Here is a 13,532-nt window from a genome sequence, read left to right as displayed (position 1 = left end):
TTTAATGTGATGTCTTTTTTATAATTAAATTGGCGATGCCTTGGATGGCATAGACAATTATCAAAATAACTATTACCGATATAATAACTACGTCGTTTTTGTATCTGTTGTATCCGACTGCTATTGCAAGATTTCCTATTCCTCCTGCTCCAATTGTTCCAGCCATTGCTGTAAGTCCCAAAAGCGAAATCAAAGTTATTGATGAAGCTCTTACAAGTGATGGAAGTCCTTCTCTTAAATAAACTGCTGTTATAATTTCAAAGGGAGAATTTCCCATAGCTTCCGCCGCCTCTATTACTCCTGGATCAACTTCTGCCAAAGCTTGCTCAACTTGCTTGGCAAAAAATGGCACGCAAGAAAAAACTAAAGGAACTATTGCAGCTGTCGGTCCAATCCTCGTTCTTACAATTAAATTTGTTATAGGACTAATTACTGCAAGTAAAATTATGAAAGGAACTGCACGAAAAAGATTTGTTATCTTATCCAAAATGCTATAAATTTTTTTGTTTTCTAAAATTCCTCCATCATTTGTAACTACAAGTATTACTCCTATTATTAAGCCAAAAATTCCTGAAAATATGGCTGATAAAAATAGCATATAAAAAGTAAGACCAATATCTTCAAAAATTCTATCTTTTATTGAAAGTGCATAATCAAAGTATCCCATTACTATCTCCTAAAAGTTGTACATTTGTTCCGCAGGCTATTAAATATTCAATCGCCTTGTCGATATTTTCTCTTTCTGCCTTAAAAGTTACTATAAGATTTCCGACTGGAACATTTGTAATAAATTCTATATTTCCTGCCAAAACATTGGTTTTGACTTTAAATTTTTCATAAATTTCATTTATAACCGGCTGAGTTGTAGCTTCTCCAACATAGGAAAGTTTTACTAAAAATTCATCCTTTTTCAAAACTCCCAGATTATTTTTTACCTCTTCTAGAGTTTGATTTACATTTGTTGAAGTTTCTACAAAATCTTTTGTGAGTTTGTGTCTTGGATTTGAAAAAATTTCAAGAGTTGTGCCTTTTTCAATCACTTTCCCATCTTGCATTACCGCAACCTTGTTGCAAAGATCTTTTACAACTTCCATTTGATGAGTGATTATTACAATTGTTATTCCAATTTTTTCTTTAATTTCTCCCAAAAGTTTTAAAATTTGCTTGGTTGTTTTTGGATCAAGGGCACTTGTTGCCTCATCGCAAAGTAAAATTTCTGGATCTGATGCAAGGGCTCTTGCTATGGCACACCTTTGTTTTTGACCTCCAGACAATTCTCTTGGAAAAGATTTTGCCTTATCTCCAATCCCAACCAAATCTAAAAGCTTTTTTGCTTTTTGAATTTTTTCTTCTTTTGTAATTTTTTCCTTTCTTATTGGAAAAATTACATTATCCATTACCGAAAGATTGTTCAAAAGATTAAAGTGTTGGAAAATCATACCAATTTTTTTACGTCTTTTTCTCAAATCTTTTTCAGATAAGTTCAAAAGATTTTCTCCTTTTATCAAAACTTCTCCATCAGATGGTTTTTGCAAAAGATTTATGCACCTTACAAGAGTTGATTTTCCAGCTCCAGAAAAGCCAACTATACCAAAGGCATCGGCCTTTTCAATTTTAAGATTAACTCCATCAACGGCTTTAAAACCATCAAAGTCTACGCTTATATTTTTTAGTTCAATCATTATCTCTCTCTTTTCTATCAAAATTTATCAAAAAATTTAAAGCACAAGCTAGTCCATAATAAAGACCGTCGTTGTCTACATCAAATTTTTCAGTGTGAGCTCCCGCTCCACATCCTTTTTCTTCATTTTTTACTCCAATTTTTACAAAAACACTTGGAGCAATTTTCCCATAGCCATAAAATGATTCAGAGCCAAAAGAAATTTCTTCATCAACTCTTGCATTTGGAAAAATTTCATCCAAAGAAACTCTTGCAAAATCAGAAAGTTTTTCATCATTTATAACTGGATAGGCAACTACTCTTGTGTAATCATTAAATTTAACCTTGCAATCATAAATACTTGCAGTTTTTTCTGCAATATCTTTTAATTTTTCCAAGGCTTTTTCTCCAACCTCATCTTCAAAAAATCTCAAGGTAGCCTTTAAATTCGCCTTATCAGGAATTACATTTGAAGCAAACCCTGCATTTATCGACCCAATTCCCAAAGTTACAATTTCATTTGGATCAAGTCCACTCGCCCAAGTTTGGTTTAGGTTATTTATAATTGCAACAAGGGCATTTATTGGAGAAATTAATAAATCAGGTCTTGAGCCGTGACCGCCTTTGCCGATTACATCAAAATCAACCCCTGCACATCCTGCATAAACTTTTCCTTTGGAAATGGCAAATTTTCCTGTAGGAATTTCTGTATCAATATGATTTCCATAAATTGCATCAAATTTTATATTTTTTAAAGATTCGATCATAGGATGGATTCCAGCTCCCGTTTCCTCGCCTTCTTCAAAAATAAAATAAATTTTTCCATTTAAGCTATTTTTTATTTTTGAAATAATTTTTGCACTTGTAAGGGCAAGAGCCATGTGAAAATCGTGGCCGCAAGCGTGCATCACGCCAGGATTTTTTGATACAACTTCTTTTTTTCCCTTTAAATTTTCTTCATTTTCAAAAATTGGAAGAGCATCTATATCAGTTCTAAGTCCCAAAATTTCACCTTGTCTTTTTGTATCAAGAATTGCCACAAAGCCTGTAGAATTTTCTACTTCTTCAACTTCCAATCCAAGTTTTTTGCACTCATTTATTAAAAATTTGCGAGTTTCAAATTCCTTGCTTGAAAGCTCTGGATTTTCGTGTAAATAATTTTTGATTTTTTTTGCAAAATCCAAATTTTCCTTTACCAAATTTTTAATCTCTTTTGCACTTATATTTGTCATTTCCAAAACCTTTCCTTTCTAAATTTATGCAAAATAAAAAGTCCTTACTGTAGATAAACTACAATAAGGACGAAAATTTTCCGCGTTACCACCTTTTTTGCACTAAAAAAATGCCTCTTCAGATACTAGCATATCCTAACTCTATAACGGGAGTTCCCGTATAAGTCTAAATATCGACTTATCCCATCTGAGACCATCTTCATCACACTTTTTATTCACCCCTCTCAGCTAAACAGGGCTCTCTGTACAATAATCCATACGACTACTCTTCTCTTTATCTGGTTTTTAAAATCTATTTGATAAGTCAATAATACTATCATTAAAAAATCCTGTCAAGTCTTTTTTTAATTTTTATTAATTAATTTAGGATATTATAAATAAAAATACCGTAATTTCAAGCTTTTCTTTATAAAGATTAAAAATAATTTATCGGTCTTTTTATATAAAAATCGAAATTAAAAAATATTTTAAAATAAAAAAAGAAGCCCTAAGGCTTCTCATGGTTTTGGTAAAATAAATTCATTTATAATATACTGTATTTAATTATTTGTGCAAGTTATTCTACTGTTACTGATTTAGCTAAATTTCTAGGCTTATCCACATCAAGTCCTTTTGCACATGAAACATAATATGCCAAAATTTGTTGAGGAATAACTGACAAAACTGGATAAAGGGGGTCAATTGTCTTTGGCAATTCAAAAGTAAAATTAGAAATTTCTTTTAAATGATCATCTTTTCTTGAAATCGAAAAAATATTTGCTCCTCTTGAAATGATTTCTTTCACATTTGATATGGTTTTTTCAATTATATTTTCTTGACTTGCCACTACTACAACCGGTGTTCCTTCTTCAATCAAAGCTATTGTTCCATGTTTTAACTCCCCTGCAGCCAAAGCCTCAGAGTGAATATAAGAAACTTCTTTTAATTTCAAAGAACCTTCAACTACAGATTTATAATCAAGACCACGTCCTATATAAAACATAGAATCAAAATCTTTTATCTCATTCGCGTAAGTTTTTATTTTTTCACTATCATCCAAAATTTCTTTTATTTTTTCAGGAATTTTTTTCATTTCTGAAATTATTTCCTTGTATTTTTCTTCATCAATTGTTCCAAGTTTTAAAGAAAAATCTAAGGCAAGCATATAAAGAGAAATTATTTGTGTTGTATAAGCCTTGGTTGATGCTACTGCAATTTCCGGACCTGCATAACAATAAATGGTTTTATAAGCTTCCCTATCAAGAGATGATGCAACTACATTTGTCAAAACCAAAGTCTTTGCTCCCTTAATCTTTCCAAGCCTTAAAGCTGCAAGAGTATCGGCAGTTTCTCCAGACTGGCTTACCAAAATCATCAAAGTATTTTCGTCAATAAATGGGTCATTATACCTAAATTCACTTGCAAGATCACAAATTACAGGAATTTTTGCAAATTTTTCCAAAGCATAGGCCCCAACAAGACCTGCATGATAAGCTGTTCCGCAAGCAACTATATAAATTTTATTGAAATTTTCAATTTCTTTTTTGCTAAAGGCATTTTCTTTAAAATCAATCATTTCATCAGTCATTTTGAATCTTATTGTATCAGAAATCGCCTTTGGTTGGTCAAATATTTCTTTAATCATAAAATGATCAAAGCCTTCCTTGGTTGAATCTTCAAAAGAAAAATCAACTTTTGAGATTTTTCTTTGGATTTTTTGGAAATTTCTATCATAAATTGTAAAAGATTCGCCCTTAATATCAACCAAATCTCCATTTTCAAGATAAATTACATCTTTTGTATATTTTATAATTGAAGGAAGGTCGCTTGCTGCAATGATTCCATCATTAGTTTTTCCCAAAACAAGTGGGCTTTCTTCTCTTAAAACTATAAGTCTATCGCTTTCATCTTGGCACAAAATTCCAAGAGCAAAAGATCCTCTCAAGTCATTTTTTGCTTTTTTTACAGCTTCTAAAATATCATCTTCATAATATTTTTCAATCAAAACTGCAACAACTTCTGTGTCAGTATCAGACTTAAAGCTATATCCTTCCTTTTTTAGATTTTCTTTTAGCTCATTATAATTTTCAATGATTCCATTATGAACTACAGAAATTTTCCCATTATTTGAAAGATGTGGATGAGAATTTATATCTGAAGGACCACCGTGAGTTGCCCATCTAATATGACCAATACCGATATTCCCATAAATAGGATTTTTTGAAAGCTCATCTTTTAAAACTTTAACCTTGCCGCTTTTTTTGACAGTTTTAAGTAAACTGCCATCAATAAGGGAGATTCCCGCCGAATCATATCCCCTATATTCAAGCCTTTCAAGACCATCCATAATAACTTCTCTGGCATTTAGCCTTCCCTTATAACATACTATTCCGCACATAGTATCCTCCTAATATTAAATTTTAGAGGTATCACTTTATTTTCTTTGTCATAAGAATTGCTTCTTATTTTTGTAAAATACTGAGCCTGTGAAAGCTATGGAGCACCCGCCGAATTTTCGATAACTCCATTCCTCGTCATCCCAAAAGGATCTGGCGCTTGTTATATTTTTACCTCGTTTTTTAATTATACACTAAAATTATGAGTTAAAAAAGTGCCACAAAATTAATTATTTTTAAAATTTTCAAATAAAATTTTAAAAAATAAAAAAATTTAATTTTTTGGAAGTCTAAAAATATCCATACGCTAAAAATGCTATTTAATAAAAGCAAAAATAATACAATTTCTTAATTTTTTTACCTACACAAAAGGATTTAAACTTCTTAATTTTTTAAAATTTCAAAAATTAAACACCAAAAATTAAGCAGAAAATAATTTTAAAAATTAAATAGCAAATGATTTAAAAATTTAAATAGAAAATAATATAAAAAAATAAACCAGACTTTTGAAAGTCTGGTTTATTAAAACACTTAGTGATTCATATACTATTTTTAGGATTTAATTTTTATTTATTTTCCATTTTTTTGTAAGATTCTAATCTTTCCTTTGCAGCTTCTTCAGCTTCTGCATATAATCTATCTGCATCTTCTGGGAAGGCTTTTTTAAGAGAAGCGTATCTTACTTCGCCTTGTAGGAATTCTTGGAATGATTCTGTAGGATCTTTTGAATCTAAGCTAAATGGATTCTTGCCTTCTTCTTTAAGAAGTGGATTAAATCTCCATAAGTGCCAATATCCACTTGCTACAGCTTCTTTTTCTCTTCTTTGAGTCTTGCCCATTCCTGCTTTTAGTCCGTGGTTAATACATGGAGCATAAGCAATTATTAATGATGGACCATGATAGCTTTCTGCTTCTTTTATTGCTTTTAATGTTTGTGCTTGGTTTGCTCCCATTGCAACTTGTGCAACATAAACATAACCATAAGTTGTCATCATTAAACCAAGGTCTTTCTTTCTAACTTTTTTACCACTTGCTGCAAATTTTGCTACTGCTGCAAGAGGAGTTGCCTTTGAGCTTTGTCCACCTGTATTTGAATAAACTTCTGTATCAAATACGATTATATTGATGTCATCGCCACTTGCTAGAACATGGTCTACTCCTGAGAATCCTATATCATAAGCCCAACCATCTCCACCGTAAATCCAAACTGATTTTTTAACTAAATAATCTTTTAGTGATTTAATTCTTTCGATAATTTTATTTGCTTCTTCATTATCAGTTCCGTTTGCGATTAATGATTCAATTTTTATAGCTGCTTTTTTGCTTTCTTCAAAGTCATCGTTATTTTCTAACCATTCGTTAAATGCATCGTTTAATGGTGTAGAAACTTTTAATTCTAAGAATTTTTTCATCAAAGTTTCTAGTAAGAATTTGTTTGATTTTGTTGCAAGCAACATTCCATATCCATATTCAGCTGCATCTTCGAATAATGATGATGCCCAAGCTGGTCCTTCGCCATTATTATTTGTACAATATGGCATTGATGGAACTGATGAACCCCAAATTGATGAACATCCTGTTGCGTTTGAAATAATTTGATGATCACCATATAATTGAGTGATTAATTTAGCATAAGGAGTTTCTCCACAGCCTGCACATGCACCTGAGAATTCAAGCAATGGTTGGCTAAATTGAGAATTTTTAACATTTGTTGGAGCTATTTCATCATTTCTATATCCAACTTCTCCATGAGCGTATTCCCAATTTTCTGCTTGTTTTTCGATTTGTTCATCTATTGGTTTCATAGCCAAAGCTTTCTTTGGAGCAGGACATACGTCAACGCAGTTTCCACATCCCATACAATCGTATGGAGAAACTTGAATTCTAAATTCGTAACCTTCTAGTCCTTTTCCTATAGCTTTTTTGGTTTCAAATCCTTCTGGAGCCTTTGCTTTTTGTTCTTCATCTAATAAGAATGGTCTAATTGTTGCGTGTGGGCAGATATATGAACATTGGTTACATTGGATACAATTATCTATATTCCATTCTGGAACAAATAATGCTATACCACGTTTTTCATATCTTGAAGTTCCTGCCATATATTGACCGTCATCGTATGGAAGATATGTTGAAACTGGAAGATCATCTTCTTCTAGATTTATTATTGGTCTTACCATGTTTTTGATAAAGTCTGGTTCATTTTCATTTGCGCCTTCTCTATCTTCGCCAAGGTTTTTCCATTCTTCTTTAACTTTTATTTCTTGTAATTCTTCACTTGCACGGTCAACTGCCTTGTTGTTCATATCAACAATATCTTGACCTTTCATTCCATAAGATTTTTCTATAGAATCTTTTAGATATTTTATAGCATCTTCAATTGGTAAAACTTCTGAAAGAATGAAGAAAGCTGTTTGGATAACCATGTTTGTTCTATGTCCAAGTCCAACTTCTTGAGCAATTTTTGATGCGTTTACTGTGTAGAATTTAATATTTTTATCTGCTATTTCTTTTAATAAATAATTTGGTATATGTTCTTCAAGTTCTTCTTCTGACCAAATTGTATTTAATAAGAAAATTCCACCTTCTTTAAGATTTTTAACAAGGTCATATTGTCTTACATAAGCTTGAGGAGAACATGATACAAAGTCAGCTTCATCTATAAAGTAAGCTGCATGAATTGGGTTTGGAGAAAATCTCAAGTGGGACATTGTTAAACCATTAGATTTTTTAGCATCATAGTCAAAATATCCTTGAGCAAACATATCTGTATTGTCGCCTATAATTTTTATAGCGTTTTTATTTGCTCCAACAGTACCATCTCCACCATTTCCCCAGAAGATACAACGTGTTGTTTGTCCATCAGAAATTACAAAACTATTGTCAACTTCAAGGGATGTATTAGTTACATCATCAATAATTCCAACTGTAAAGTGATTTTTTGGTTCATCTTTAGCTAAATTATCGAATACTGATTTTATATGAGCAGGTCTTGTATCTTTTTGTCCAAGTCCATATCTTCCTGCTATTATTTTTGGATTTCTATCTGAATCTGAGAAAGATTCTAATACATCTAAGTATAGAGGTTCTCCAGCAGAACCTTTTTCTTTTGTTCTATCTAAAACTGCAATTCTTTCAACTGTTTTTGGAATTGCTTCTAGTAAATGTTTAGTTGAGAATGGTCTATAAAGATGTACTTTTACAAGTCCAACTTTTCTTCCTTCTTTATTTAATTCTTCTACTGTTTGTTGAATTGTATCAGTTCCAGAGCCCATAGCTATGATTATATCTGTAGCATCTTCTGCACCTTCATAATTAAATAATGAATAATTTGTTCCAATTTTTTCATTAATTTTATTCATATAATCAAGAACTATTTCTGGAAGTCCATTGTATGCTTTGTTTTGAGCTTCAGTTCTTTGGAAATATCCACTCTTTTCAAATACACCACGCATAGTTGGTCTGTGTGGATTTAATGAATCATTTTTAAAATCATCAATTGCTTTCCAATCAACCATATCTTCAAATTGGTCATAATCCCAAACGTCGATTTTTTGAATTTCATGGCTTGTTCTAAATCCATCAAAGAAATTTACAAATGGAACTCTAGCTTTTATAGCTGAAAGATGAGCTACTGGAGAAAGATCCATAATTTCTTGAACAGAACCTGATGCAAGCATAGCAAAACCTGTTGCTCTTGCTGCCATAACGTCTTGATGGTCGCCATACATATTGATTGAGCATGTTGATAATGAACGTGCTGCTACGTGAAAAACTGCAGGAAGTCTTTCGCCGGCAATTTTGTACATATCAGGAATCATTAATAGAAGTCCTTGACTTGCTGTGTATGTAGATGTAAGTGCTCCTGCTGCAAGTGATCCGTGAACTGCTCCTGCTGCTCCTGCTTCATGTTGCATTTCTGTAACTGAAACTGGATTTCCATATAAATTTAATCTTCCATTTGCTGCCCATTTGTCTATAAATTCTGGCATTGGTGAAGATGGAGTTATAGGATATATAGCTGAAACTTCACTAAAAGCGTAAGATACGTGAGCTGCTGCTGTGTTACCGTCCATGGTAACTTTTCTTCTCTTTATCGTCATAAAAATTACTCCTTTTTAATAAATTTTCATAATTAATTGTCTTAAGATCATAAGCTCAAAAATAGAACTCAAAAGAGTTCTATTTTTTTATTGCTTAACTAGTTCATCAATGTATTCTGCATTAGCTTCTGGATCTAATTTGAATCCTGAAATTTTATTTACTATACAAGCTATTGCAGCATCGCCTGTGATATTACATGCTGTACCAAATGAATCTTGAGCAACATATAATGCAATAATTAATGCTGTCATAGGTTCTGTAAATCCTAGCATTGATTGAAGAATACCTAGTGCTGCCATTACTGCTCCTCCTGGAACTCCAGGTGCTGCTACCATTGTAACACCTAGCATAAGGATGAATGGGAACATGTGTTGGAATCCTACATCTGATCCATTAAGCATAAGAATTGATAATGAACAAGATGTTAATGTGATTGTTGAACCTGATAAGTGAATTGTTGCACAAAGTGGAATTACAAAGTCTGCTATACCTTTGTTTACACCTAATTTATAAGTTTGGTTAAGTGTAACTGGGATTGTTGCTGCAGATGATTGTGTTCCTATAGCTGTCATGTAAGCTGGAATCATAGTCTTGATTTTTGAGAATGGATTTCCACCTGACATTGAACTTGCAATTGTAAATTGTGCAGTAATTGTTAGATAGTGTAGTATCAATACCATGATAAATACTCTTGCGAATACTGATAATACTACTGCTACAGTTCCTTCATAAGCCATGTTAGCAAAAATACCACAAATGTGGAATGGCAATAATGGAATTACAACATTTGATATTAATTTTGTAATAATATCAGAGAATTCATGAACTGCTTTTTTAAGAACTTCAGCTTTAGCTGCTGCTATACCAACACCTAGTATAAATGAAATGATAAGTGCTGTTGTAACAGAAAATACTGGATCCATTGGTGATTCAAATATTTTTTCTAGAGCTTTTCCTGAGTTTTTCTCTGGATCAAATGAGATTGCTCCCTTTTTAATAAAGTTAGGAAGAACAACGCTGCCTACAAAATATGTAATAGTTCCAAAGATAATTGTTGACAAATATGCAATACCTGCTGTGATTGCTAGTGTCTTTCCTGCTGAATCTCCAAGATCTGCTATACCTGGAATTACAAATCCCATAATAATTAGTGGAATAACAAATCCTAAGAAGTTGCCAAATAGACCATTAAAAGTAATTAGTATTCTAACTAAGATTTTTAAAACGTCAACTTTTTGACCTGCAAGCCCAATTAGAATACCTAGAATGATTGCAATAATTAGTCTTGGCAATAAACCTAGTTTCTTCATTTCTATTTCTCCTCCTTGAAATGAATAATATTGATCTTAAGATCAACTAAATGATATCAGTTTTACGTTTTCATGTCAACTTTATTTATAATTTTAAAAATATATTTTTATTCTTTGAGATTTTTTCAAAAAATATTTCAAATATTGTAAGTTCAAAGATTATAAAATTTATATTTATTTAAAATAAAGGACATTTTTTAAATTTTATAAAAAATTTACAGTTAATTATATAGTGATATAGTTTTCCCACTGTACCTAGATAAAATAAAAGGATTTGTCGAAATAAATTCGCAAATCCTTAAAAAATATTATAAATTTATATATCAATTATTTCATCAAATTTTTCCAAATCTTCTTTTGTCATTTTATGGGAGATAATTATTACAGTTTGCTTTAAAGATAATAATCTTTCTATGATAATCTTTGAATTATAATCATCCAAGCTTGCTATAGGTTCATCATATATCATTATGTCCCTAGGATCCAATAACGACCTTAACAAACTTATTCTCATCATTTCTCCGCCAGATATTCCATCATTTGCACTCACTTTGTCACTTAATTTTTTATTTATATTAAATAAATTCAAATCAATCTTGTTATCCAATTTATTTCTATAAAATTTAATATTATCTTCCAAATTTCCATCTATTATTGTTGGTTTTTGGTCAACATATAGAATATAGTCCCTAAAGTCAAAATCTTTTATATCTAAACCATTCAACAAAATTTCTCCCTTATCAGGAGAAATCTCCCCACAAAGAATTTTTGCCAAAGTAGACTTACCCTTACCAGATTTTCCCTTAATCAAATATTTCTTTCCATAATAAAATTCATAATTAAAATCTTCTATTATTTTTTTATCTTCGTATGCAAAAGATATATTTTTTGCAAAAAGATTTATTGGATATGTTAAGCCAAAAGCTTTTTTACCCTTTTCTTTTTCATCTAGAAATTTTTTAATATTTTCATAAATAGGTCTAGATTCATTATACAAAGAAATAAGAGAAGATAATGCAATAACAGGATCTACTATATAATTCATAAGCTGTACTACCGAAATTATAGAACCAACTTCAATTTCTCCTTTAAAAGCAAGATATCCGCCAAAAATAAAAATCAAAATATATGAAATCGAACCCAAAGCTTGGGAAGATATATTGGAAAAATTATTTATATTTTTTAAATCTTTTCTGTTTTTTTCATGGTCAAATTCTATCTTACTTTTTTCTTCAATTAGTTTATCTTCAACCTTATATCTCAAATATTCATTTTTTTGCCCTAACTTTTTGCCAATGTATTTTTGATAAAAATCATAAAATTCATTAAATTTTTGAGATTTTCTTTGAATTTTTTTACCTAAGAGCAAAGGAATTAAAAGTGGTAAACTTGCTCCAATTATTGCAACAGGAAGGAGTTTATAATTAATATATACAATAGATATAACTGCAAAAAACATGGTCAAGGCTAAATTTATTGCATTTATTTTTACCATAAACCTATTAGCATATAAATTTTCAATATTTGTCGTGTAATTTGCAATATTTATTTCTCCAGTATTTTCCAAATCCTTTTTAAAAAGCTCATTTTTTAGATAAATGAATTTTTCCATACCAAGCCTATAATTAAGTCTAAACGCCAAATTTGAAGAAAGAAAATTTACCAAAACTAATGTGGCTAATTTTATAAGATTTGATTTAAATTGTCCCATATCTAAATTTGAAATAGCAGTTACAACTTTTCCCATAAATATTCCTATTAATGAAAGACTTGAAGAAGTAATAACTAACATTAATATTATTAGTAGATAAGTTGTAAAGGTTTTTGATTTATTTTTCATAACTTTTTCCTTTTTATTTGATTTTTTATTCAATATATCTAATGTGATTTTACCTCACAATTTATTATTATCATTATCAATTTTAAAATTCAACTATCTGAATCTAAATTTTTATATGACTTAATTTATATTAATTTCATAAATTTTTTTAAAAAAAGACGAGGATTTTTCTTCCTCGTCTTTTATTAGCTAGAAAATATTGTAAAATATCTCTTGCTTTATTCCTTATTAATAAATATTTTAATATTTATTTTTTTTATTTTTGTATAGAGCAAATGCTGATCCAATTAAGACAAATATAAGATTAGAAGAACCCTCTATTCCAGTCTTAACATTTGATTTGCTTCTAGAATTTGTTCCAGTTGAAACTTTTATCTTGCCTGTTTTGTTTGGAACAAATTTCCATTTTCCTGTGAAATTTACATCCTTATTACTAACTACGCTACTATCTTTATCATATCCTTCAAATACCCAAGTACCATCTTTTACTTTAACTTCTAATTTAGAAGGTTTTGTAGGAGAAACTTTTCTACCATTTTCTATTCCATCTTGATTTTTTGGAAGAAGGTCTAAAATTTCTTTTGGTAGAGATTTACCTGGTGTAGATGATTCAAATTTGTGAGTTACTTTATATTTATTTTCTGCAGATGAAGATTTTTTCTTGTAGATATGTTTTGTATTGCCTTTTTCATCTTTTTCGGTTCTTACAAATTCATATCCATCAATATCTTTATTAGGTTGTTTACCATCTTCCTTAGGGGCTATAGTCTTACCATTTTCATCGACATATTCTGTAACTACTTTTGTTGAATCAGGTTTCTTTCTATAAACATAGATTATATTTCCCTTCTCATCTGATTTTGTAGTTATTATTTCATATCCTTCGATATTTTTGCTTGGATGTTTTCCTTTTTGAGTGTCAGCAATTTCATTTCCATTTTCATCAACATACTTAGTTACAACATCTGGTGTAAGAACTTTCTTCTTGTAAACATGAATTGTATTACCATTATT

8 protein-coding genes and 1 other annotated feature are annotated in these 13,532 nt (G+C 30.4%); all 8 genes read right to left on the bottom strand.

Features of this window, described 5'->3' with window-relative positions:
- Window position 1 precedes the first annotated feature (1 nt).
- A complete protein-coding gene (locus tag HMPREF2782_RS08705; RefSeq protein WP_070642408.1) occupies window positions 2–667 on the bottom strand; it encodes a methionine ABC transporter permease in 666 nt (221 codons plus the stop codon).
- Window positions 654–1,682, bottom strand: coding sequence for a methionine ABC transporter ATP-binding protein (locus HMPREF2782_RS08700; RefSeq protein ID WP_070642406.1), 1,029 nt, complete (start codon window positions 1,680–1,682; stop codon window positions 654–656). The genes HMPREF2782_RS08705 and HMPREF2782_RS08700 overlap by 14 nt, the downstream gene beginning before the upstream one ends.
- Window positions 1,675–2,892 carry an amidohydrolase gene (locus HMPREF2782_RS08695; RefSeq protein WP_070642597.1) on the bottom strand — a complete coding sequence of 406 codons (1,218 nt, stop codon included), beginning with the start codon at window positions 2,890–2,892 and terminating at the stop codon, window positions 1,675–1,677. The genes HMPREF2782_RS08700 and HMPREF2782_RS08695 overlap by 8 nt, the downstream gene beginning before the upstream one ends.
- A 62-nt stretch (window positions 2,893–2,954) precedes the next feature.
- Window positions 2,955–3,179, bottom strand: a binding site (T-box leader).
- Window positions 3,180–3,448: 269 nt separating this feature from the next.
- Entirely contained in the window at window positions 3,449–5,269 is a 1,821-nt protein-coding gene (gene glmS / locus HMPREF2782_RS08690) for a glutamine--fructose-6-phosphate transaminase (isomerizing) (protein ID WP_070642403.1), read from the bottom strand.
- 564 nt (window positions 5,270–5,833) lie between these two features.
- Window positions 5,834–9,367, bottom strand: coding sequence for a pyruvate:ferredoxin (flavodoxin) oxidoreductase (gene nifJ / locus HMPREF2782_RS08685; RefSeq protein WP_070642401.1), 3,534 nt, complete (start codon window positions 9,365–9,367; stop codon window positions 5,834–5,836).
- A gap of 87 nt (window positions 9,368–9,454) precedes the next feature.
- Entirely contained in the window at window positions 9,455–10,678 is a 1,224-nt protein-coding gene (locus HMPREF2782_RS08680; RefSeq protein WP_004837997.1) for a dicarboxylate/amino acid:cation symporter, read from the bottom strand.
- 316 nt (window positions 10,679–10,994) lie between these two features.
- Window positions 10,995–12,518 (bottom strand): ATP-binding cassette domain-containing protein, encoded by a 1,524-nt coding sequence (locus HMPREF2782_RS09375; RefSeq protein ID WP_083304916.1) that lies wholly within the window; start codon window positions 12,516–12,518, stop codon window positions 10,995–10,997.
- Between the two features lie 240 nt (window positions 12,519–12,758).
- The coding region (locus HMPREF2782_RS08670) for an SHIRT domain-containing protein (RefSeq protein ID WP_186821675.1) at window positions 12,759–13,532 on the bottom strand (774 nt) is incomplete at its 5' end.

Source organism: Anaerococcus sp. HMSC068A02 (genome assembly GCF_001811125.1).
In the GTDB taxonomy this organism is placed as follows: domain Bacteria; phylum Bacillota; class Clostridia; order Tissierellales; family Peptoniphilaceae; genus Anaerococcus; species Anaerococcus vaginalis_C.
Note: the sequence above shows the minus strand (reverse complement) of the source record. Positions and strands in the feature narration are given on the sequence as shown.